This is a genomic window from Erwinia sp. LJJL01 (assembly GCF_047300805.2).
Lineage (GTDB): Bacteria > Pseudomonadota > Gammaproteobacteria > Enterobacterales > Enterobacteriaceae > Erwinia > Erwinia aphidicola.
The window spans coordinates 3,022,327-3,045,836 of record NZ_CP178576.1; the positions used below are offsets into that span (position 1 = coordinate 3,022,327).

Sequence of the window (23,510 nt, forward strand, 5' to 3'; positions counted from 1 at the left end):
GGCAAAGTGATTTACAGAATTTTCTCTTAAATTTGCCTTAAGGGGTTGTGGCGGTTTAGTTCGGCTGTATATATTACCGTTAATCAATTAAATTAATTGACTATTTCGGTTTATTTGCAAGAACTGCCTGTGTTATTCTGGCGCCGCATTCTCACCTTTATCTGTAATTCTCGCGTTTATTATTTCCAGATGATATTAATTTGTCTGGTGCGGGATTTTCGCTGCATTTTTCATTCAGGGATTAAAATGAAACCCACCAGCCTTGCTGTTGTTAGCTTATTCGGCACCGTACTGTTAACCGGTTGTGCCACCGAATCCTCACGCTCTATTGAAGCCCCTCAGGTGGCTGCCGCCGCTCAGCCGCAATATCAGGGAGTAAAAAGCCCGATTGCCGTGGGCAAATTCGATAATCGCTCCGCCTATATGAATGGGGTGTTCTCTGACGGCGTGGACCGCCTGGGAAACCAGTCTAAAACCATCCTGATTACCCACCTGCAGCAGACCGGACGCTTCAATGTCATGGACCGCACCAACCTTGAAGAACTCAAGGCAGAAGCGGGCTATCAAGGCAGCAAGCAGACTATCAAAGGCGCGAACTATGTTATCACCGGTGACATTACCGAATTTGGCCGCAAAGAGGTGGGTGACCAGCAGCTGTGGGGCATCCTGGGCCGCGGCAAATCTCAGGTCGCTTATGCCAAAGTGAATCTTAACGTCGTCGATGTGACCACCTCTGAAGTGGTCTATGCCGTTCAGGGCGCCGGAGAATACAGCCTGTCTAACCGTGAAATTATCGGCTTCGGCGGCACCGCCAGCTATGACTCCACGCTGAATGGTAAGGTGATGGATTTAGCCATTCGCGAAGCGGTCAATCATCTGGTCAATGGAATTGAGTCCGGCGCATGGCGCCCGGCGAAATAATAATAAGGGAATAAACCATGAGCGTGTTAAAAACTCTTGGCGTGGCCTGTGCTGCGCTAATCGTTGTCGGCTGCGCGCAAAAGAAACAGAGCGTCTATTACTGGGGCGATTATCAATCCACTTTATACAGCTATTATCAGCGCGATAAATCACCCGAGCAGCAAATTGAATCGTTGAATGCGATTGTTGAGCAGGCAAAGGCGAAAAATAAACCGGTTCCCCCTGGTCTGCACGCCCAGCTTGGCCTGCTATATGTCGATACCAGCCGTCCTGATCTGGCTTTCCAGCAGTTTAACGCCGAAAAAACCCAGTTCCCGGAGTCTGCGGCCTATATGGATTTCCTGATGCGTAATAAGGTGAAAAAATAATGAAGCTCTGGTCTCTGATGATTGTCGCCGGCGCTGTGCTGTTAAGCGGCTGTGCCAAACCTAAGCCTTATGACTACAGCGCTTTTCGCGCCAGTAAGCCGGCTTCCATTGTGGTTCTGCCCGCGACGAATAGCAGCCCGGATGTGAATGCGGCTCATAGCGTGGTGTCGGTCGTCACTGCGCCGCTGGCCGAGTCCGGTTACTACGTGTTCCCGGTGGCGGTGGTGGATAAAACCTTCGAGCAGAACGGCCTGAGCAGCGCCGCCGATGCGCAGAGTGTCAGCCCCGCCAAACTGCGTGAAATTTTCAACGCGGACGCGGCGCTGTATATTGATGTCAGCAGCTACGGCACCAAATTTATGCTGGTGGATAGCGTGACCGAGGTCAAAGCGGCTGCACGCCTGGTTGACCTGCGCAGCGGTAAGCAGATCTGGTCCGGTACTGGCTATGCCACCGATGCTCAGGACAATAACAACGCGGGTCCACTCGGCATGCTCATCAGTGCGGCCATCAAGCAGATTGCCAGCAGCGTGAGCGACAAAAGCCATGACGTTGCGGTTCTGGCCGCTGCCGGGATGCTGACCGCTGATGGCGTTAACGGCAGTATTTTGCCTGGCCCGCGCGCGCTGCCGGTGTCCGCGCTGTAACGGTCAGGGCCGCGGGGAACCCCCTGCGGCCCTGATAAGTTAGTCTGGCACGCAGATCTGCGCCTTCATAAACGTCACGGCCTTACCTTCAATAACGACCCTGTGTTCTTTTCACTCACCTATCAGATTACGGTATCTCATCTGAAAATCGTGCGCTGATCGCATCCCGTTCATAACCCTGCGGTTGTGTCAGGATCTGGTATAAATCAGGACGGCGGCCGTGGATCCAGCGACGTCCGGTACTCATGGCAAGCAGGCTTAAATCCAGTTCAGCGCTCACCATAAAATCTTCAGCAGCCCAGGTTTCATTAATGATCCTCCCGTAAGGATCGAGGATCATGGCATTGCCCGTGCGGACTTCGTCATCATCTGCGCCTACGCCGTTACTAAAGAGAAGAAATAACCCGTTGTCGTGCGCACGGGCAGGTAACCATCGCATCAGCCATTCCCGACCGCTTGCCCCCTTGAATGCAGCAGTAATTTCTTCCTTGCGCGTTTCCCGTTCCGCCCACAGCGACAGCGGAATGGGTTTCATCGCATAAGGGCTGCGGGAATCGGTGCCGCCTGTTTGATGTGGCGCGAGAAGGATATCGGCACCCAGCAATGCCGTAGCGCGCACATTTTCCACCAGATTATTGTCCCAGCAAATCAAGATCCCTACTTTTACTCCCCAGGGAGTATCAAAAACGGTAAACCTGTCACCGCTGCTGATGGCCGGATGCTCAAAGGCATGAAGTTTTCGATGCGTCTGCATTGAGCCGTCTGGCATACAGGCAACGTACGCATTATAAAGGCGGCCATCATCGGCGCGTTCAATCAGACCGGCGCCAATAAGCATTTGATGTTTTATCGACAGAGCGCGAATTAACATCAGGGAAGGGCTGGTGGCGATCGGTTCTGCAAGTGCGGAAACCTCCGCTGCGGTGAGCTTAGGGACATGCCAATAGCCGGTGATACACATTTCTGGAAACGTCAGGATCTTCACCTGCTGGATGGCCGCCTGTTCAATAAACTTCTCCATTATCAGCAGATTATATTTTTTGTTATTTGCCTGATGCTGAAACTGTACGGTTGCAGCCTTTAAGGACGTCAGCGCGTGCATGATGCTTCTCCAGTTGTTATCGAAACTGAATTACATAACGATTGGCAATAACTGTATAATCAAATGATTTCCGTTTTCGATAACCTTTTGGAATGAAAAATTGAATATCCGGTTGCTAAAGGCCTTTTTGCTACTGGCCGAAAAAGGAAATTATGCCGACGCGGCCCGGGCACTGTTTATCTCGCAACCCGCATTGACCAAGCAGATCAATCTTCTTGAGGCGACGGTGAAGGTGCCACTTTTTTCACGCGGGCGTCACGGCGCAACACTGACCGCCGGGGGAAGATGCTTATTGCCAGAGGCTGAAAAAGTAGTCAGGCAAGCCCAGGTGTTTATGGATCACGCAGGGCGGGTATCGGCCGGTATTGAGGGGCATATCGCCGTTGGATTTGGTCTCTCCAGCTTTTATCTGGCACCACGCTGTATTGCTGAATTTCGCAGAGACTATCCGGGAATAGAGATGTCTTTGACGGATCTTCCCTCCTTCCTCCAGTACGAGCTGCTGCAAAATGATGAGCTTCAGGTAGGATTTGTCAGGGTTCCACCACCGATAGCGCTTGAATACCTGCCATTATTTACCGATCGGCTGGTTCTGATGGCCCCCGCAACGCCGTCGTTATCATTGTCTGCTGCTGACTGGCTAAAAAAATCTCCTTTGTTACGTCTTCATGCTGATCGCGGGCAGGGATTAAATGCGCAGATTGACCGCTTTCTGCATGATAACGGTCTTTTTATCTCCTCCACCCAGCTGGCTGATGATATACATACCATTGTCGCGTTGGTGATCGCGGGTACCGGTGTTGCCATTTTGCCCTACAGCGTTCTGCATATCGCGCCACCGGAACGGGTTATTATTCCGTTAACAGGCAAGTCAATAAGCTGGAAAGTTGGCATTGCCTGGAATGCCGACAAGGAGAATGTCATTCGCGATAATTTTATTGCCAGTATAAGAAAGCGTATTGCGGTCGAAAGCGCGTAATCAGCCTTGCGGGGGCATTCCCGCGAATCTAACCGCAATTGCATGAAGGTGAGATCAAGCCAGCGGCCGCACGGCTTACTGTCGCCTTAAGACAGCCGCGCAGGGTCTCATCGGTAACCGACAATAGCGGCTCTCGCCGCTTCTGACGTTCGGTGGCTAACCAGGTCAGAACCTGATGCACGTAGTCGCGATCGGTGAGCGGGACCAGGTGACGGCATCTTTCGACGGGCGGCTACGTTGGCTTCTGACCTTCTTCGAAGAATACGAACAAAGGGGCGGGGACCGTTTAGTACGATTGACTCCTGCTGCAGGCTTCCCGATGCGCGTACCGGTGTTACACAGGGTGCAGAAAAGAAAATGGTGTTTGAAGTCAGGCATATAGTGGAGCAGGGCGCTTACTTCCGGCGCCAGCAGATAGCAGGACGTCACGCCGCTTAAGATTTTTTCCTGTCATTCTCTGCGGAGGATTTTTATTCTCAGTGTCATATTATCCATTAATACCCTGAAGAAGGAGTACTTCTAATCTAGAGCTGCTGGGGATTTGATCTCTGCCTGAGGGGAGTACCGTTACAATATCCTAAATTAAAGTTTAACTAATTTTTTGTATAACGTTCTGTCTCTTCGGCTAGATTGAGGTTTTTAAAAACAAAGTATAAACAGATTAGCATAAACTCCAATTTAACAATCATTATCAAAAGTAAATACAGGGTTTGTTAAAAAGTAATTGTCTTATGGTGCGACGATAACTTTATTTTCATAACGTTTAGATTCTTCGAATGCATAAAAATGCATAGTACATGGCTGGTTTTTTGTATTTTAAGTGAAATATTGTTAATTAACACTGCGCCTGACTGATCTTTTATTCATTATGATCGTTGGAATAAGTAATTCTGTTTTTACCATTCCTTTTGGATCTATATAGTGCTGCGTCTGCAGAAGCGAGGCACGATGAAGATGTCTGATTCTCTGTTTTCAATGCTACGCCAATGCTGACTGTAGTCGGGATGCCATCAGCGCTGCTTAAAGATAGGGATTTCTTTATCCTTTCTGCCAGAATGTTTACAGCCGCCCCCTCTTTTAACACAATGGCAAATTCCTCTCCACCTGAACGGGCCACTAATATATTTTTACATGCAAATTTCTTTAGTATAAGTCCCGATTTTTTAAGCACTTTGTCCCCCATTTCATGACCATAATTATCGTTAATCATCTTAAAGTCATCAATATCTATAATGCATATTGCACCTGACTTATCCTCCAGGTCTCTAAGTTTGAGGTTTAGATATCTTCTATTGGGAAGTCCGGTAAGTTCATCTGTTAAAGAGAGCTCTACTACAGATTTATACCTGCCATTAACATAACTGATAAAATTATTGAAAGAGTAGATGATAAATATCATTGCAGGTACATACAATACGGCAGAGACAAGAGAAGTAATATCATTATCAATAATTTTCAAGCCACCGACCATAGTGACGATAGTAGAGTTTAAGAGTAAAAAAAGCCCGACGCGAAATGTAATTAAATTTTTCCCGTGTATCTCTATTTTGAATGACTTTCTTATAAACCATGTCAGGATAATTATTGTCAATAAATTTAAAAAAAGGTAAATAGTAATATGTGATGAGATGATTTTATCTGCTCCCAGAAAGAACACCAATCCTGTAGAAAATGCCGTATAAAAAATTATGGTTCTGTAGAGAAGACCTTTTACGCTGTCAATCTCGTGGATTAATTTATCAGAAAAGTTCATATTTATACCTTGCCCTAATGAGAATGCATAAAGTTTATCATAAGGGATAGATAAGAATTTTAGAAGTACTAACATAAATACAATATATTTCGTTATTTAACCAATATGCAACAAATTAATTGCAATTAAATAACATCTGGTTTTTTTTGTTTTCTTTAATTTAACGAAAAAAGTTATAACTCATCAAATGTCAAATAAATAATTGTAAATCATCGCTGAGCAAGCTATAAACAAAACATCCTTATATTAAAAGAAAGTGGTTTCCCAGCTATAATCTTAAATCTTAAGTAGTTATCAGAATCTGATATTATTAATATCAAGAGAAATAGTGAAAACTACTTTTCCGACATCTTTCAGAGAGTTGAAGGAAATTATCAATCAGATAATTTTATGAAAAATATTATATGTAATAACTGCTTCTTTCTGGCACTTCCGAAGTTGCTATCGTAAAATTGTTACCAATAAACTTACAATGCCGTGCCTCGTTTTCAAGAAACCGTGTGTGGGAGTAGCGTCATATGGAATACTACGGATTTGTGTTGGTCAAGTTCATAATTGGGTTTGTGATCGTCATTACTCACCTCAACCTTTCAGGAAAAACCCAACTGTCGCAGATGACGCCGATAGATTTTATCGGGAACTTCGTACTGGGTGGAATAATCGGAGGCGTCATTTACAGCGACTCCATACCTTTGTATCAGTATCTGATCGTGCTCCTTATTGGGGTGTTTCTGATTTCATTACTGAATGCAATAAGCAAGCATGTAAATTTTTTTCGAAGTATGGCCATAGGCCAACCGATACCTATTATTAAGAAAGGCAGGTTTTTAGTCGAAAATATATCTGATAACAAGAATAAAATTGATATTTTGAACGTGTCATCTCAACTTCATGCGAAGGGCATTCATTCCTTTCAGGAGATCTATTACGCTCAGATTGAACCCAACGGGCAAATAACGGCAGTCTGCGAGGGTTCAGAGATGCCGTTTGTTATCATTATGAAAGATGGTAAAGTCCGTGAGCATGCACTCAGTGAAATTGAAAAAAATGTACAGTGGCTTGAAGTTGAAATGAAAAAAGCCTCACTTGATTATGAGGATATCTTTATCGCAGAGTTTTGGAGTGGACGTTTAACGTTTATCCTGAATGATGGGGAAGTATTGAAATCGCGCTCATAGAACTTTTTTAAAGCTATCGACTAACTTAGTTAACTAAAACCAATACCGTTTTAGAGCCTCCGGTATTGGTTTTATGATGTGCTTGGCGGTAACCCACCGCTTTTCTCGTAATCAGCGATCGGCCGTTATACCCGTAACGCATCATGTTGCAGCGTTGTCAGACTTTTTGAAGCACCGCATCTACCACGTTTTGGCGTTCCGCCGGTCTAAAATCGGAATAGTGTTCCCGGATGATACTCAGCGCCATCTCAGTCAGTGACGCTTGCAGGAGGCGGTTTCCGCTGCGACCATGGCTCTGGTTATTCATAGACTAAACCTACGGAAACGTACGATAAGGCCATTTAATGATCTTAATCTGAGCATCATTTCAAAAGCTAAGCCATCAGAGTTGTGTTCAAAAAAGGAAGTTGACTTATAAACCCGAATGCTCTTCGGAGCGTATGATTTATTCGGGCATATTCGAAGTTTCTTTAATCCATGAACGTCAGCATGAAGGGAGCGCTTTAATCAAGCTACGTGGGCTAACCGAGGTCGGAAAAATTACTGTACTCAAAGATATGAAAAACAGCCCGTTCTGACAGGATCCTGAAACGGGTTACATTCGTCGGCATGTTTCACCGGGACAAATCCCTGTAGACCTGGTCAGCGTGGAACTTCCCGCTAACACCGCCGTGCCGATGCCGGCCATGTCATATCTCTCTCGACGCCAGCTTATATGGGTATTGAAAGGCAGTCTGACATTTGAGGAAGGAGCCCATACATTCGAGATGCATTCTGGTGATTGTCTGGAGCTTGGCTATCCCGCCGATTGTGTTTTCAGAAATGATACAGATGAAATATGCCGCTATGCCGTGCTAGTGCTCAAATCTTCCTGAGACGTCTGATATGTCGTGAAAATAGTGACGGTATGATTATTTTCATGCTCTTTCAGAGCGTGCATTAATTATAAATGTTCGCTATTCACTTATCGCTACTCTCTATACGGACAGGCAGCTAAGTGCTGTAATTTCATCTGAACCGCCTTCTTTAACCGGTGTTAGACAGGTCGTCTTTGCAGACGACGTGCCACGCATGTAATTCAGCCCATCAGAAGGTATACAGCACCCCCAGATTGTACGTCAGGCCGCCGTGCTTGATCACAATCGGGCTGTTACTGGCCTTGTCGTCAAGCCAGGTGTAATCGGCACTGACCACGCCGCCCCAGTGTTGCGTGAACTGGTGGCTCCAGGTCAGGCTGCTGTCCACGCCATAAAACCCCCCGGCGGACTGATAGGGTGCGAAGTCAGTGCGGTTACTTTGCTCGCGGCTGACGCCATAAAAGGTGTTCATATAGCGCCGGTCGCCAAAGAGTGCTGCCGACTGAAGTGCCACGGTGTCGCTGTCGTTTTGTAGCGGAAGCAGGGTGACGGAGGTCTGATAATGCACCCCCTGTCCGTCCGTCAGCGGTAGGGTAGCCCTGGCCTCAAACGACAGCCATGGCGTTGCTGACCAGCCTACGGCGAGAGCGGTATTCACTGTTGCAGCGATATTTCCCATGCCTTTGAGGCTATTCGCGCCATCGCGCCAGCTGGAGTTTTTGTCCGAGCGGCCGAGGGCATAGCCCAGCGTATGTTCCAGATATAACCCGTTATCCGCCTGCAGGTCGTACCCCACGCCTTTGAGCGAATCAAAGAAAAATGCGCCATCGCGTGCCTGAACCACAGGGCCAGCCAGCCAGTGGCGCTGGTCCGAACCGCTGTAGCGCGGCGCGCTTTGGGCGCCCATGCCGATAGTCAACGTCGGGGCAGGCGAGGCCGCGTCAGCCAGCGCCGGGAGCACTGTTGTGCACAGACCGAAACAGGTAATGTGCAGTAGTAATTTTCTGGATATCATGTCATTCCTCATCACCCAAACGTAGCGTTGGAAGCGGATTGCAGCCGCGACTGAAAGCCGAATTATGAAGAGGCAGTGTCAATAAACTGTCAGGGATTTATGAAGAAACGGTCAAGGCGAAAAAATGCAGACAAAGCGGATCCTGATTATTGAGGACGACGCCGATGCGGCGGACGTGCTCGATGCTTATTTAAAACGTGAAGGCTATGAGGTCATGATTGCGGATGACGGCCTTGCCGGGCTGGCAGCCGCCCAGGCCTGGAAGCCGGATCTCATTCTGCTGGATGTGATGCTTCCCGCCATGAAGGGAACGGAGGTGCTGGTCGCCCTGCGCCGGGAAAGTACCGTTCCGGTTATCATGGTCACGGCAATGGGGGACATGCCCGATAAAATCGGTGCGCTACGTTTCGGTGCCGATGATTATATTGTTAAACCTTATAATCCTGCCGAAGTTGTGGCACGGGTGCAGGCGGTGATGCGCCGCATGTCGTCAGCTGAAAAATCCGCTCCGGTCCTCCGGTGGCAGGAGCTTGAAGTGAATGCTGAGGCCCTCACTGCTGGCGTCAGGACCCCCGCTGGCGGGCTTGCCTGGCTCGAACTGACGCCGACGGAGTTTTCCGTGCTCACCACGCTGATGCGCACGCCGACCCGCCCGTTTTCCCGTCAGCACCTGCTGGAAAGTTGCCTGCCGGAAAGCGAGGCGCTTGAGCGGGTGGTGGACACGCATATCTATAACTTACGTAAAAAGCTCGAAGCGGCGGGTATTGTTAACGTACTGGTTAATGTGCGCGGCGTCGGTTACCGGTTCAGACAGCCATGAATTCAAAACACTATCCGTCACTTTGGCGCTGGATTTGTATCCGTATTCTGGCGCTGGCCATTGGCAGCGTTATCGTTATTGCGTTTTGTATGTGGCTGCGTTTTGCCATTGAAAACCTCTGGGTGCTACACCATATGTCTCCTGCGCTCAGGGCCGAATTTTACGTGCTGCGTGATAATCCGGAACTTAATCTGGCGCGCTTTCATCAGATTGTTGATGCAGGCTGGGGAGCGCGCTACTCCGATCCGTCGATCGCCAGCGCTGACTGGATTATGGTCAGCATCCTGGTGGTGGTGGTCATTCCTTTTATTGTCTTTTTCGGCTTAAAAGCGGCACGCCCGCTCTCCTCGCAGTTCAGCGAACTGGCACAGGTGGCGAAGGCCGTGGCTAGGGGGGATTTCAGCACGCGTGCCAGAGCCGTTAAGTATGCCCCGTTTGAACTGGTTCAGTTTACGGATGACTTTAATGCCATGATGCTGCAGCTGTCGCGCTATGAGCGGGAACTGCGGGCGTCACACGTGGCCATGGCACATGAATTACGGTCACCTCTGACCGCGGCGGTGGGAAGGCTGCAGGGCATGCTGGACGAGGTGTTTCAGCCCGAGCCGCGACAGCTGCAAATGGTCATGAAACAGCTGTTGCACTTAAACCGGTTGATAGATGAGCTTCACCTGCTTTCACTGGCGGATGCCGGGCAGCTTAATCTTGATAAAACTCCGGTCGATCTGACCGAACTGTTGCGTGAGCGTGCAGCCTGGCTCACCCCTCAGACGACCCCGATCGGATTTGATATCCGCCTTGGGCAGTCGAGTGTCTGCAGCTACACCGGCGATCCCTTCCGTCTTGGACAGGTGTTCACCATCCTGATGGAAAATGCCTTGCGCTATGCCGCAGAAGGCCAGCGCCTGGAGATTAATCTGGTTAAGAGACACGAGGGTTACGACGTCATCTTTGAAGATTTTGGCCCAGGTGTGGACAGCGAATTTTTACCGCTGATGTTTGAACGCTTTACCCGGGAAGAAGCCTCGCGCGCGCGCCATTCCGGCGGCAGTGGTTTAGGGCTGTCTATTGCCCGCGCGGTGTGCGAAGCGCACGGCGGAAGTATCAGGGCGGAACAGAAAGCGCAGGGAGGGCTGATTATCACCCTCAGCCTTACCTGAAGGCCGGGTAAGGAAAAAAGTGCTGATCTTGACGCTTTCTTGATGGTTTATTGCCGGAATCTGGACAGTGATTGTATTGAATAGCGATATCTCAATTCAGGATAACTGTCATGGCTGTTACCTTTACCGACTTTGCGCGTCAAGGCGTTCGTCATTTACACGCTGCGGGCCGGCTACTGCCGCTGATTCCCGCCGTCTGCGTGCTTGTTATGGTCATTGTGCTGACAGGGTGTGGTGAAAAAGACCCTAAGGAACCCCCTGTCATCAGGCCGGTGCGCACGATCTCTGCACCGTTTCCTGCTGCCGCTGGCTCGCGGATCCAGACCGGAGAGATCCGTGCCCATGAGGAGGTCGCGCTCGGGTTCCGGCTGGATGGACGTATTCTGACGCGGCAGGCTGAGGTGGGGGACCGGGTGACTGCCGGGCAGGTTCTGGCCACGCAGGAAAGCGTGACCAGTCATAATCAGCTCAGCAGCGCGCAGGCCGACCTGGAGAGCGCCCGCGCGGCAGAGCAGGTTGCCGCTCTTAACCTCAGGCGGATGCAGCAGCTGATGCCCTCCGGGGCTATTGCCCGCGCGCAGCTGGACAGCGCCAGGGCGGACTGGCAGAGCGCAAGGGCTAAGCGGCAGAGCAGCGAAGATGCCCTGAGAAATGCGCAGGAAAACCTCTCGTGGGGGAACCTCACGGCCCCGGCTGACGGAGTGATCACTCAAGTCAGCGCGTCGGCAGGGCAGGTAGTCAGTGCGGGACAGAGCGTCTTCACCCTGGCCAGCGGCAGCGGGCGCGATGCGGTATTTGATGTGGCGGACCCCCAGTCTGTTGCTCAACACGCTGACGGGCCGTTTAGCGTCTCGTTACTATCAGCCCCTTCCACGATGGCTGTGGGGCATTTCCGCGACGTCAGCCCGCAGGCCGACCCGCAAACCCGCACCTGGCGCGTGCGCATCACGCTGGATAACCCGCCTGCGGCTATGGCTCTCGGTGCCACGGTTCAGCTGACGCTCAACGCCTCAGGCCCGCGCATGACGGCCCTGCCAGCCTCTGCGCTGACCCGTGTCGGCGAACAGCCGGCCATTTTTGTCGTTGACGAAAAGACGCAGTCGCTGCACTTACGGCCGGTTGTCCTGGGGCGCTACAGTACCTCCGAAATATTTATCTGCGACGGTATACGTCCTGGCGAAAAGGTGGTCGTGGCGGGGGTCAGTAAACTGCGCGAAGGTGAAAAAGTGCAGCCCGGGGAGGAGAGCGAATGAAACCGTCATCCGCTGCCGGGGCGTTCAACCTTTCCGCCTGGGCGCTGAACCATCAGTCGCTGGTCACCTTTTTTATGCTGCTGTTAATGGCGGCGGGGATCGTCAGCTATCAGCAACTCCCCCGTAATGAAGACCCGGCGTTTACCATAAAAACGGCCGTGGTATCGGCAGGCTGGCCGGGTGCCAGCATGACGGATACGGCTAATCTGGTCACCGATGCGCTGGAGAAAAAACTGCAGGAAACGCCCTGTCTCGACTACGTGCAGAGCGAAACCCATGCCGGAAAATCGGTGATTTTTGTCAATCTTCGCGATGACACGCCGCCCTCAAAAGTGGCGGGCATATGGTATCAGGTGCGTAAAAAGATGCAGGATATCGCGCCATCGCTGCCTGCCGGTGTGCAGGGCCCGTCCGTCAACGACGAGTTTGATGACACCTTCGGCACCCTTTATGGCTTTACGGCAGAGGGTTTCACGGCGCGTGAGCTTCGTGACAGGGTTGATGATATCAGCCGCAGCCTGATGTCGCTGCCGGACATGGGCAAAATCAGCCTGCTGGGCGTGCAGGAGGAGAATATTGTGCTCGCCTTTTCACCGGCCCAGCTGGCCGGAATGGGGCTGGATTTACAGCAAATAACCGATGCGCTCAAGGCGCAGAACGCGGTGCAGCCTTCAGGGATCCTGCGCAGTGACCGTGAGAACATTGCGCTGCGCGTTAGCGGGGCACTGACCTCTGAGCAAAGTCTACGCGCCGTGACGCTCCACGTTGCCTCGCGCTACATCCCCCTGACGGATATTGCGACCATCAGCCGTGAGGATGCAGAGCCCCCGTCACCCGCGTTTCGGGTCAACGGCCAGCCCGCCATCGGTCTTGCCATCTCCATGGCCGCCACGGGCAACATGCTCACTTTCGGCCACGCGCTGAAAGCGCGGATGGCGGTGATTAGTGCCCATCTTCCGCACGGCATTGAAATGGTCAGGGTGGCGGACCAGTCTGCCGTGGTGGCGCAGGCCGTGAGCGGATTTATCCGGGTACTGATTGAGGCCGTGGTGATTGTTCTGGCGGTCTCCTTCCTCTCGCTGGGGACCCGTGCCGGGCTGGTGGTGGCCGCGGCTATTCCCATCGTGCTGGCAATGACCTTTACCGGCATGATGCTTGCCGGCATCGGGTTACAGCGTATCTCGCTGGGCGCATTAATCATCGCGCTGGGGCTGCTGGTAGACGATGCGATGATAACCGTTGAAGCGATGGTGTCGCGTATCGAGGCCGGTGATACCAAATGGCGCGCCGCGACTTACGCCTTCGAGACCACCGCCTTCCCGATGCTGACCGGCACCCTGGTGATGATAGCGGGCTTTATTCCGGTGGGATTTGCCGCCTCAAGCGCCGGAGAGTACTGCTATTCGCTGTTCGCCGTGGTGCTGATCGCGCTGCTCTGTTCATGGGTAGTGGCGATTCTTTTTTCACCGCTGGTCGGAACCTGGCTGTTACCCGAGAAGCTTGCCTCACACGCTGAGCAGCAGGGAAGGCTGATGCGCGTCTATCAGCGCCTGCTCAATCTGGTTCTTCAGAGACGGGCTGCCACCCTTTGCCTTGCCTGCCTGTTATTAGCGTTAGCCTCTTATGCCACCACGCTGATGCAGGGCGAGTTTTTCCCCGCCTCCGATCGCCCGGAACTGCTGGTCAGCCTGACGCTTCCCGGCAACGCTTCCCAGCGCGACACGGGGCGGCAGGCCGGGCGTCTGGAGCAGGCCCTGCAAGGCAATCCGAACATCGACCATTTTTCCACCTACGTGGGGTCAGGAGCCGTGCGGTTTTATCTGCCGATGGACGTATTACTGGATGATGAGAACACGGCGCAGCTGGTGGTGGTCGCCAGGGGCCTGAAGGAGAGGGATAAACTGCGCGCGCAGCTGCAAACTATTTTAGCCCGGGATTTCAGTGATATCACTACGCGCGTCTCACCGCTTGAGCTGGGCCCGCCGGTAGGCTGGCCAATAAAATATCGCGTCAGCGGGCCGAACTACCGCAAAGTCAGGCAGATTGCGCAGCATCTTGCCAGCGTGCTCGGCAACAGTCCGGCAACCCGGGAGGTTAACCTGACCGCCGGTGAACCTGAAAGAGCGATCGCTTTGCAGGTCAATCAGACCGCCGCACGTGCGGCGGGCGTCTCTTCCGAAAGTCTGGCAACCTTACTCAACACGGTCTGGTCTGGCAGCGTGGTGACCACCGTCAGGGATAAAAACCGGCTGATTGATGTGGTGCTGCGCGCTAACCAGCGTGAGAGTCAGGACTTAACCACGCTGTCCGGGCTGACGATCGCGACAGCAGAAGGCAAAAAAATCCCCTTAAGCCAAGTGGCGACGCCCGCCTGGGGAGTGGATGACCCGGTTATCTGGCGCCGACAACGGCTGCCGTTTATCACCGTGCAGACCGATCTGGCCGCAGGTTTACGGGCTGAGGCCGTTTCACAGCGGCTTGCTCCCTTAATTGCCCGCATCCGATCCACCTTACCGGCGGAGTATGCGATAGAGGAGGGGGGCGAGGTGGCAGAGTCGGACAAAGGCAACAGTTCGGTATTTGCCGTGCTGCCGGTTACCCTTATTATTATGCTTATCCTGCTGATGGTGCAGCTGCAGCGATTCTCGCGCATGCTTATCGCCCTGTTTATGGCGCCGTTTGGCCTTATTGGCATTGTGCTGGCGATGTTGCCGACGGGGACGCCGATGGGGTTTGTTGCCTTGCTCGGTATCATCGCCTTAGCCGGCATGATTATCCGCAACGCGGTGATCCTGATCGCGGAAGTGGACAGCAACGTCAGGCAGGGGCTTGAGTGCGATGAGGCGATCGAAGCTGCGGCAAAACACCGGGCCCGGCCTATCTTGCTCACGGCCTGCGCTGCCATACTGGGAATGATCCCGATTGCTGAGCAGGTCTTCTGGGGGCCCATGGCCTACGCGATTATCGGCGGACTTCTCGTGGCCACCTTCGTCACGCTTACGGTATTACCTGCCGCACTGAGTCTTGTTATGCAGTTCGAGCAGAGGCGTGATGGCGGCAAAATAGGCCGGTGAGCGGGGTCAGAGAGGGGGCATTTTGGCTTTGGCTTCAGATGTTGGAAGGAGCGATATGCCGCCAGGACCGACCGCGCGTGAAACCTTTTACTGGGGAGCAGTAATAGCCTATAGGACGTGACTGCAGCAGGCAGGGTTAGGGTTGTGCTGATTCTTGTGGGATGCTTTGAGCGATGAGGGGAAGTTTTGCATAAATTAGTTTTCTGAATAGCCACACTTAGCTTTCATTCAAGTCAGGCTGAAAAAGTGAGCCATAAATGCAGGCAGGAATGATTTCTGGAACCGTGATTGAAAACTGGACGCACCAAAAAAGCGTAGATGTTGAGTGATAAAGAAGAAAATGCAATATGTTCGGAATGCTACTGCTCTAAATAGTCCCGGACTTAATACCCTGTGTAGACAGAGTTAAACCTGCCTGATTGCACCACAGTAATGTAAGGATTATTGCAAAAAATGCCCGATACGCGGACGGGGCCCTCTTCGCAGGAAATATCTGACGCGAAGAGGGGGCTGAGTTAGCAGATCCCGTTCTGGAAAAGATCCCACCGGTTACCGTATAGATCCTCAAACACCACGACGGTTCCGTACTCTTCCTCACGGGGTTCTTCACAGAAATGCACGCCCTTCTCCTTCATGGACGTATAATCGCGCCAGAAGTCGTCAGTCTGCAGGAACAGGAAAACGCGGCCTCCGGCCTGATCGCCAATGAATCCGGTCTGCCGATCACTAGAAGCCCGGGCAAGCAGCAGATTGCAGTCGCTGCCGGGCGAGGGGGTAACGACAACCCAGCGCTTGCCGGGCTGAGGCGTATCTTCCACAAGGGTAAATCCGAGTTTATCAGTGTAATAACTGATGGCTCTGTCATAATCATCCACTACCACCGCCACGTAACCAAGACATCTTTTTTGTGTACGCATCGCTTTCTCCTTGTTAAGCCAAACTATGGTATATAGCAAAAATGTTGATTATTATACAAAAAAATCGTTAAGCTAATTGATATATAGTCAAGTGTTATATTTTGATGTGTGTCACAGTATTAAGCTGAAAAAACTTATCGCCTGTAAAAATTATTAATTGAGTCAGGATTCCGCATAAAACTCTACCGATCGAAAATGTACCAGCACAGAAAATTAGCACCCTAATGGCGATATGCCACAATAAGACATTTAAGCAAGATTAATCTTATAAAGACAAAAGGGTCGCTCTAAAGAAAGAATGCTGGTAATTTTCACTAACAAATAAATCTCAGGCTTGACTTCAATAAAGTTAAAACAATATTTTTTAATAAGAAAACACACTAAAAACAATAGGTTGTTATTATGTTATTAAGAGAAATTAACATATAATATAATTTGAAACATAGATTACGTTGCTCTAAATTGAGTGGGGGTTGTATAAGTAAGCTAGGTTCACGAAAAAAATATAGTCTTTCTTAGCATTTGTATTCCATGTCACACCATATACTGCTGTGCATCAACTGCTGTGCATCAAAAGGTAGCCAACACTCGTGCTTGATAATAGTGTAATTCCTATTCTTTAAGGATGGTTTATGCGAGAAATATTACGGTCATGTCCTGCAATACAGGAAGTTAAAAAGCGTTTCGTCTTACTTAATAACTACCGGGAAGATGAAAAAAAATTCTTTGATGAGTCATCCCGGTTGCTTGAGTTTATCCGAGATGAAAAGTTATTACCTGCCATTATTCTTGAAGTTCTTAATGACAGTGAGTACCTCAGTAAAATTTCCTCAAATTCTTACAAGCATGTTAATCACTTTTCTAAAATTGTACTGATTAACGATGAGAATCAGGATAACTGTAGGCTTACTCTGCATATCTGGAAGCCGCCTTTTACCGAAATCGAAATAAGTCAGGAGCTCATTCATGACCATCGATTCAGCTTTTCATCTTATGTCCTCTGCGGCGAACAGGTTCATGAAATTTTTCAAGAGTCCAAAGATAAATCAATAACAAAAGTCCGTTTTCAAAAATATAAATACCTTCCTTCTGCCATGGGAAACATTCATGACTGTTTTTTTGAAGAAGACGTCTATCTCGATGAGATTGCAGAAAAAAAAGTAAGCCGCGGTCAGGTATATACTATGAGTAATGAAGTAATTCACCGCATTGTATTTCCTGAAGGTGATGAGCCTATTATTTCATTTCTGGTTAGAGGGCCGAGGAAAAGGAAATATACCCATACGTATAACACTTTTTACCCCCGAAAAGGAACGGCATCACGCGTTCCGATGTATACCAAAAATCAATTACGTGAATTACTTAAGTATACATTGGATAGAATTTAAGGAGAGAAGATGAGTCTTATAGTTGATACGAAAGGTTCAGTTCATGAAAATCACGGCGAATATAATATATTTCGTCAACTCGCAGTAAAAATATTTGCAGACCATATTGATGATGCTCAATACTATAAATGGCTTGATGAGGTTCCCCAAGAACTGAAAAGTCGGTTTCCTTCGGTTGAATGCAAGGAGCGCGATTGGGTAAGGGCCTCTCCTCCGCTGAATACAGCCATATATTATGATACTCCCAGATACGACATTCTCCCCACCGGCGCATTGCTGAGAACCTCCTGCAGCAAACTCACGCATGCCTTCTGTGCCTTCAAGATGCCTGAAGATGCGACCGGTAACCGACTGGACAGGCGTCATGTATTTGAAGGTGAGGAAAAAGCGACGATTCAGAATGACCCCAGCGGTAATGCAGCAGTATGCATCGTTAAAAAACTCATTACCCGCAGTGATGCGAATCAACCCGGCACCTTCCTTAAGCTTGCAACAGGGATTTCACCAGATAACCTGAGCCCCGCGCTGATACTGAAGGGACACCGCTCCACATTTTATGTGCTCATAGACGGCTACGACGTCCTCAGATGTTCCATTGACCGATCTTCCGTTTTTGATTTCCGCTCGGGCAAGGATCCTGACGACCTTGCTAACTGGAAATATTTCCGTGAAGTCGAGCTGTCGCTTTATCCGCGAATTTCGGACGAAATCAAAGGCGACCCCCGGGTGGTTGAAGTGATAGAAGCCCTTCGCGACTCCCTGATTAACCGCTTTAATACACACGTTATTTATGACATTAAATACCAGCGTGGCATGAGGCTGTTAGGCAAATACTGAAATTGCATTCGTGGGGGGGGGGAAGTGTTTCCAGCAATATTTATTACAGCCATTTGGGTAGTCATTAATGGGGGGGGGATCAGCCCCCTAGTAATTATTTACGCCTTGCGTATGGTTATCCCACACGTTAAGCTGAATTTATCTTTTCCATGTCTAATCTATGCGGGCTTGCTTTTGGCCTAATGATGCTTTCGCTTCCATCGCTCAGGGATAAATTATCCATGCTGCATGTGATAGTTTTAGCATTACTGGCAACGCCTTTTGGATTAAGCTATTGTTATCGCGATTTTTACGCGACGATGCCCTTGCAGTGTGTGGTTGAAGGATTCGTCTTTGCCTATATTATGAATTTCTATCTGGTTGCATTAACCTGCTATGCTCGTCAGGATAAAACTGAGCTTGTCATGTGCATGTGGGGAATGGTTTATGCACTGGGATTTTCTTTTTCAAACGGAATCGCCGCATTTGAAATTCCGGAATTGTTCGTATTTAATATGCCATCGCTGATGCTCTTCGCATGCCTGCTTATCTTTAACAGGAAAATAATGCAATCAGTGAAGATTAATAATTCTTCTGCCGATAATATCAGAAGAATACGGGTGGTAATTCTGGGTGGGGTCGGGCTTGTTGCCGTGATATTCTTTATTTTTACCTTTGTGTATAAAAACTTTCTTTTTTCTTATTCTCAAGCAAACTCTAAAAGTAATTATCTTGACTGGATGATGCTGGTTAATGGTGCGGACATAATTCTTTCAAATTTTCTGGTTTCATCCGAAAGAATAAATACCACATTGTATCTTGCCTTACTTATCGTCGTGCTTTGTCTACAGAACATCTTCTCTTCTGCAAGTGGCCAAGCTGTTTCTGCAGGGATAATCCTCATACTGGACCTGGTTGAAGGAGTTGTATTTGGTTTCTTTGTCCGCCATTTCGCATCCGTAAAGTTTGATCTTGTTAAAGCTGGTAATTTGGTGTCAGGAAGCTTGGGTGCAATGCTCGGGCCGCTCCTGCTGCTGCGCTATGGGACCGCTTCGCTGTCTGTTATTACACTATTCCTGGCATCAGTCATCTGTCTGCTGGTTCTGAACGAAAGCAGTCACAGGATCTCACAGCTTAGCACGGAAGAAGAGCATGTCTGACAGTGCATTGATGTTCTTCAAACCTGAGTTCACGCCTGAGGATCGCGTACGGTATTTTCCGATTATCCGCCACTATCTTGATGCATACGGCCTGTCCATCGAAGCCGATTGCGAGGTATTCGCCCACGATGAAAAGGAGCTCATCTTTGATCGCGTTTACGCCAAGCTTCTGAAAAACGCACGCCAGCCACTGTCAGGAAATGTTATCGGTGGATATGCCTACCTGAAAACAGCCACCGGTGCAGACGAACAGCAACTTTTTCATGAATGGATCTCCCCTCAGAATCCTGCGTTGCTGACCGGTGATGATAATTACTACCTGCAGAAGGATGACCTCCGTGTAGTTAATCCCTTTTGTCCCTACCAGAGACGCCTTTTTATCGAAAGCCAAGGGTCTGTACACCTATTTATCATCAGCGGAAATGGTGCTCGCACGTGGACAGAGATTAAGCCCCTGTTTCAGGGGGCACCCATTCAGACGGGTGGCGGGGGCATGGGGATCCGTTCATACCTCAGTCAGTGCCGCTGGTATAACCCAACCACAAATGGCCTACACCTGTCAGCATCAGATCATGATGCCGTCAGGGAAACCAATGAAGTAACAGAATTTTTCGGAAAACAACATGAAGAAAGAACTCATTCTTATCCGGCACGGGCATTCTAAGTGGCAGGCCGGCACAACCCAAGATAGAAACAGCCACCTTACCGGGAAAGGTTTTACGGAAGCGGGGAAACTCTACAACACGCTTGCAGGCTACACCGACGTAGCAGGTTTTCATTTAATAAGCAGCCCGCTCCACAGGGCAGTTGAAACCAGCAGACTGGCCTTACCTCCTTGTCTATTCAGCTCGGTTTCTTTTGACAGAAACTTCAGGGAGGCCTCCTTCCACGTCCGCTGTGGTCTGAACCTGCCGGAAGACTTTTATCCGGTAGCAAGCGGAAAAGTGAGCAGTGAATATCTGGATTTCAAGGCCGGGATTAAGTCAGCGCTCAGTACCATTCTCGCCGCTCACAACCGCGTAATGATATTCACTCATGGCGGTGTAATCAAAACCATTCTGCGCCTCCACTGCGGCTCAGATGCATTTTGCACTCAGATAGATAACTGTTCAATCACACACTTCTTAAAAAAAGAAGACACGTGGCTTCTTCAGAGAGTAAATCACCGATGATGAGTCATGAAACGCTTTATCTTAGCGCAGTCGTCATCCTGTGCGCGCTTTGCCAGTCAGTTGTGGGAGTAGGGCTTGTCATGATAGGCCTCCCGACGCTTATCCTGAGCGGATACCCATTTGATCATGCGCTTTCGATCTGTCTGCCCGGATCGCTTATCATCAACTTATTCCAGGTCTTTGCTGAACGCGGCAACTACCAGCGAGCAGATTTTGTGTCTTATACATATATTTCTGTCATTTACACTGCTTTTCTTTTTTATCTGAATCTGGTCATCGGCCTCAGTTTCAGTAAACTGACCGCAGGAATAATACTGCTCCTCACCGGGATGATGGGTTTTATGCCGGTACTTAGAGAACGCTTTTTGAGTACGCTCGATATCAAACCCGGTATTACCAACACAGCGATCGGCGTGATCCATTCCGTCTCCAGCCTTGGAGGTTCACTGCTGTCAATGACGGGAACTGCCAGATACGCCGAAAGTGCAGAGGCCAGGCGATTTATTGCCGGTGGATATTTGTCACTGGGGGCCATCCAGCTAGCGTTTTATTCTACTCACGGAGTGAGTATCACGCCCGTCATGTTTTCTCTAATCGCAGTTCCTGTTTATTTTATTTCGCGCGTACTGGTTACGCCTTACGTTAACCATCAAAAGTTAAAAACGTTAATATTCACCCTGATTCTTATTTACGGTGCATTGTTAATTAAACGGTCAATATGAGGTAAGTATGGAAAATATTCTTTCAAAATATATTAATACCGAGATAGGAGTTTCTTTCAACAGCGCTAAAGTAGATGCCGCAATCCTTAAATCATTCACTGCCGGATTTATAGTCATTCAGTCCAAGGAAACTGTTCAGCATATTCCTTTCCATTCGGTAGTCCGATTTATAGAGGCAGGAGATAAGGCCTACTCTCTAATGCGAAAGCGTTCCTATCCATTGACTATAGTAATTACGCCTATGATGAGCGTTCTTACTACCTACTAACGCAAGGATCACGGAGCAAAACATGACCAGTATTACAACGACAGAAAGTCTTCATTATCTTACAGCCAGCCCGTGGAACATACCCTCGGTCAGAAAAGTCAGGGATAGAGATCCGCTGCTAATTACTGTCTCAGGGAATCATAGTCTGGGAAAATCTGCGTTTATGCATCGGCTGGGAGCCCGCGTATACCTGCAGGATAATAACACGATACTCATCGACGAAAGCGCCTTTAGACACCCTCCTCATTCATATGGACTCAAAGAAGCGGAGTCTAACTTTTTCTCCTTAATCGTTAATATGATGGCGCAAAGGGATATTTTGATTAATTCCTGGCTGAATTGTGGCTTCAACGTTATTATCGAGCGGTCATTCACTGAAGACCTGATGCTCAGCAGCCTGCTGAACGGAGTTTTTTTACTCAGCAAAGATGAGATCACCTTACATACTCAACTTCATGATTTTTATGTCACGGGAAATCGTAAGCCTGACTGTGTCATTTACTTTAATCACCCAGCTGAATGTTCAAAATTCAACCATAAATGTGCATTCAAGGAAGGCTTCATATCGGCGTTTTTTTGTGGCGGGGTAAACAGGGTAGAGTCGTTTTCAGCCTGTCATAGCTTATATAGTGAGTTTCTGCAAAATCTGTGTTCGGAAGGTGTGACTGTAATGGAACACAACTATGAATGCTACGAGGATACGCTGGTAAGCGAATTCATGCATCGGTTCTTCTGATATAAAGTTGTCATCCCAGCATATTAAGCAGGTACGGCAGCTTTATGACACAATTACTTAATTCCTTACTTTCCCATTAATCCATACTTCGACCTAACTATCTTTCAACCGCAAAGCGCTCGTTTGCTGACATCTGAATTAATAGTTCATTATTGGATCTCCTGATTTAAGTTCTTATGCATCATACCGGGTTGATAAGTATCTTGAGATATCCATCAGTCAGATCCGGTTCTTGATGCTTCCAGATCTACGGTGTTTAACATATGAAAGAGTGTGGCAGGTTTATGAGTTCAGGACAGATAACCGCTTGTCGGCGGTTTTAATGGCTGCCGTCTTTTTGAGTAGATGATGATCTTGTTCATGCTTAATATCTGCATGCAGCGGTTACTACCGTCCGGCATGCATGTTCGCTTTGAGCTGTGAGTTCAACCGATGGATGCAACACATTGGTTATAACGCTCAGCGGGTGATTCATAGTGTAACGTTTTTCTTGGCTTCTCGTTGAGCTGCCTGGCAACACTGTTTAGTCTTTGCTGGCTGTGAACCGATAAGTCAGTTCTTTTTGTAAAATACTGCCGGAGCAATCTGTTCGTGTTTTCATTTGAGCCACGTTGCCACGGGGATTGAGTATCACAGAAGTAAACCTGTATATCTGTGTCTACAGTAAACCGGGTGTGGCCGGTCATTTTAGCGCCTCGATCCCATGTTAATGTTTTATAAAGTTCAACAGGTAATTCCCGAGCTTGTTTGATGAGTGCAGATATGACCGTTATGGTCTTGTTGTCCCTGATTTTGGCCAGCATAACAAAGCGGGAATGGCGTTCTACGAGGGTGACGATATAGGAGTTTTTCTAGCCCTGGATCAGGTTACCTTCCCAGTGACTAGGTATAGCTCTTTCTGCGGCTTCAGGTGGCCTTTCGCTGATAGGTATCGCATCAGGGATTGACCCTAATCCTTTTCCTTTTAGCGATGACGTTCTGGATCTACGCACTACTCTTCCGCTTCTGAGGCATTGCTGCAGCTCTTTTTTAAATGCAACCCAGGTTTGTATAAAATGCGTTTTATAAATCGTTTCGTGTGACACATGCATTTCCTGATTATCCGGATAATCGCGTTCAGCCAACCGGCGATTTGTTCCCGTGACCAGTCCTGATGCATCTTCTCTGCAATGATTTTACACAATGTGGGGCCACGTGCTGCATA

The 23,510-nt window shown here is 49.1% G+C and carries 20 protein-coding genes and 3 pseudogenes; 17 read left to right on the forward strand and 6 right to left on the reverse strand.

The window, feature by feature from the left end:
* Positions 1-246 precede the first annotated feature (246 nt).
* From ACLI4M_RS14940 to ACLI4M_RS14950, 3 genes are read left to right on the forward strand one after another with little or no spacing between them, the layout of a single operon-like run.
* Positions 247-921: a CsgG/HfaB family protein gene (locus tag ACLI4M_RS14940; RefSeq protein ID WP_133624318.1), complete on the forward strand. Its 675-nt coding sequence runs from the start codon at positions 247-249 to the stop codon at positions 919-921.
* Positions 922-938: 17 nt separating this feature from the next.
* Positions 939-1,289, forward strand: coding sequence for a DUF4810 domain-containing protein (locus tag ACLI4M_RS14945; RefSeq protein WP_133624317.1), 351 nt, complete (start codon positions 939-941; stop codon positions 1,287-1,289).
* On the forward strand, positions 1,289-1,936 hold the full coding sequence (locus tag ACLI4M_RS14950; RefSeq protein WP_048916985.1) for a DUF799 domain-containing protein: 648 nt from the start codon (positions 1,289-1,291) through the stop codon (positions 1,934-1,936). The genes ACLI4M_RS14945 and ACLI4M_RS14950 overlap by 1 nt, the downstream gene beginning before the upstream one ends.
* Positions 1,937-2,063: 127 nt before the next feature.
* Here the strand turns inward: ACLI4M_RS14950 and ACLI4M_RS14955 are convergent, their stop codons facing one another.
* Positions 2,064-3,038: a nitrilase family protein gene (locus ACLI4M_RS14955; protein ID WP_048916984.1), complete on the reverse strand. Its 975-nt coding sequence runs from the start codon at positions 3,036-3,038 to the stop codon at positions 2,064-2,066.
* Between the two features lie 100 nt (positions 3,039-3,138).
* Here ACLI4M_RS14955 and ACLI4M_RS14960 point away from each other — a divergent pair, with 100 nt between their 5' ends.
* Positions 3,139-4,017, forward strand: a complete 879-nt coding sequence (locus ACLI4M_RS14960) for a LysR family transcriptional regulator (protein ID WP_133624316.1) — start codon at positions 3,139-3,141, stop codon at positions 4,015-4,017.
* A 61-nt stretch (positions 4,018-4,078) separates the two neighbouring features.
* Here ACLI4M_RS14960 and ACLI4M_RS14965 read toward each other — a convergent pair.
* Positions 4,079-4,452, reverse strand: a pseudogene (locus tag ACLI4M_RS14965) (tyrosine-type recombinase/integrase); the annotation flags it as partial.
* Between the two features lie 424 nt (positions 4,453-4,876).
* Entirely contained in the window at positions 4,877-5,770 is an 894-nt protein-coding gene (locus tag ACLI4M_RS14970; RefSeq protein WP_133624315.1) for a GGDEF domain-containing protein, read from the reverse strand.
* Positions 5,771-6,288: 518 nt separating this feature from the next.
* Between ACLI4M_RS14970 and ACLI4M_RS14975 the strand changes: the two genes are divergently transcribed.
* Both ACLI4M_RS14975 and ACLI4M_RS14980 read left to right on the forward strand, forming a co-directional pair.
* Complete coding sequence (locus ACLI4M_RS14975; RefSeq protein ID WP_413449728.1) at positions 6,289-6,948, forward strand: DUF421 domain-containing protein; 660 nt, start codon at positions 6,289-6,291, stop codon at positions 6,946-6,948.
* Between the two features lie 578 nt (positions 6,949-7,526).
* A pseudogene (locus tag ACLI4M_RS14980) lies at positions 7,527-7,823 on the forward strand (LacI family transcriptional regulator); the annotation flags it as partial.
* A 211-nt stretch (positions 7,824-8,034) separates the two neighbouring features.
* On the opposite strand, the gene ACLI4M_RS14985 reads toward ACLI4M_RS14980, so the two are convergent.
* Entirely contained in the window at positions 8,035-8,820 is a 786-nt protein-coding gene (locus ACLI4M_RS14985; RefSeq protein ID WP_133624313.1) for a MipA/OmpV family protein, read from the reverse strand.
* A gap of 124 nt (positions 8,821-8,944) precedes the next feature.
* Between ACLI4M_RS14985 and ACLI4M_RS14990 the strand changes: the two genes are divergently transcribed.
* The 4 genes from ACLI4M_RS14990 to ACLI4M_RS15005 all read left to right on the forward strand — a co-directional run bounded on the left by ACLI4M_RS14990 (position 8,945) and on the right by ACLI4M_RS15005 (position 15,127).
* Entirely contained in the window at positions 8,945-9,640 is a 696-nt protein-coding gene (locus tag ACLI4M_RS14990; RefSeq protein ID WP_133624312.1) for a response regulator, read from the forward strand.
* Positions 9,637-10,800: an ATP-binding protein gene (locus ACLI4M_RS14995; RefSeq protein WP_413449729.1), complete on the forward strand. Its 1,164-nt coding sequence runs from the start codon at positions 9,637-9,639 to the stop codon at positions 10,798-10,800. Before ACLI4M_RS14990 ends, ACLI4M_RS14995 begins: the two co-directional genes overlap by 4 nt.
* Positions 10,801-10,910: 110 nt before the next feature.
* Positions 10,911-12,053, forward strand: coding sequence for an efflux RND transporter periplasmic adaptor subunit (locus ACLI4M_RS15000; protein WP_133624310.1), 1,143 nt, complete (start codon positions 10,911-10,913; stop codon positions 12,051-12,053).
* Entirely contained in the window at positions 12,050-15,127 is a 3,078-nt protein-coding gene (locus ACLI4M_RS15005) for an efflux RND transporter permease subunit (protein WP_133624309.1), read from the forward strand. The genes ACLI4M_RS15000 and ACLI4M_RS15005 overlap by 4 nt, the downstream gene beginning before the upstream one ends.
* Positions 15,128-15,642: 515 nt before the next feature.
* Here ACLI4M_RS15005 and ACLI4M_RS15010 read toward each other — a convergent pair.
* Positions 15,643-16,044 (reverse strand): VOC family protein, encoded by a 402-nt coding sequence (locus tag ACLI4M_RS15010; RefSeq protein WP_133624308.1) that lies wholly within the window; start codon positions 16,042-16,044, stop codon positions 15,643-15,645.
* Positions 16,045-16,676: 632 nt separating this feature from the next.
* Between ACLI4M_RS15010 and ACLI4M_RS15015 the strand changes: the two genes are divergently transcribed.
* From ACLI4M_RS15015 to ACLI4M_RS15045, 7 genes are all read left to right on the forward strand, one after another.
* Positions 16,677-17,432, forward strand: a complete 756-nt coding sequence (locus tag ACLI4M_RS15015) for a hypothetical protein (protein WP_133624307.1) — start codon at positions 16,677-16,679, stop codon at positions 17,430-17,432.
* Positions 17,433-17,441: 9 nt separating this feature from the next.
* The gene (locus ACLI4M_RS15020; protein WP_133624306.1) at positions 17,442-18,269 is read left to right on the forward strand and encodes a hypothetical protein; all 828 of its coding nucleotides are present in this window, start codon (positions 17,442-17,444) and stop codon (positions 18,267-18,269) included.
* A gap of 221 nt (positions 18,270-18,490) precedes the next feature.
* Positions 18,491-19,408: a hypothetical protein gene (locus tag ACLI4M_RS15025; RefSeq protein WP_133624305.1), complete on the forward strand. Its 918-nt coding sequence runs from the start codon at positions 18,491-18,493 to the stop codon at positions 19,406-19,408.
* Positions 19,401-20,072 (forward strand): hypothetical protein, encoded by a 672-nt coding sequence (locus tag ACLI4M_RS15030; protein WP_133624304.1) that lies wholly within the window; start codon positions 19,401-19,403, stop codon positions 20,070-20,072. Before ACLI4M_RS15025 ends, ACLI4M_RS15030 begins: the two co-directional genes overlap by 8 nt.
* Positions 20,032-20,580, forward strand: a complete 549-nt coding sequence (locus tag ACLI4M_RS15035) for a histidine phosphatase family protein (protein ID WP_133624303.1) — start codon at positions 20,032-20,034, stop codon at positions 20,578-20,580. Before ACLI4M_RS15030 ends, ACLI4M_RS15035 begins: the two co-directional genes overlap by 41 nt.
* Positions 20,550-21,302 carry a hypothetical protein gene (locus ACLI4M_RS15040; protein ID WP_166643192.1) on the forward strand — a complete coding sequence of 251 codons (753 nt, stop codon included), beginning with the start codon at positions 20,550-20,552 and terminating at the stop codon, positions 21,300-21,302. Before ACLI4M_RS15035 ends, ACLI4M_RS15040 begins: the two co-directional genes overlap by 31 nt.
* Positions 21,303-21,592: 290 nt before the next feature.
* On the forward strand, positions 21,593-22,306 hold the full coding sequence (locus tag ACLI4M_RS15045; protein WP_133624301.1) for a hypothetical protein: 714 nt from the start codon (positions 21,593-21,595) through the stop codon (positions 22,304-22,306).
* 425 nt (positions 22,307-22,731) lie between these two features.
* Here ACLI4M_RS15045 and ACLI4M_RS15050 read toward each other — a convergent pair.
* Positions 22,732-23,495, reverse strand: a pseudogene (locus ACLI4M_RS15050) (IS30 family transposase); the annotation flags it as partial.
* Between the last annotated feature and the right edge of the window lie 15 nt (positions 23,496-23,510).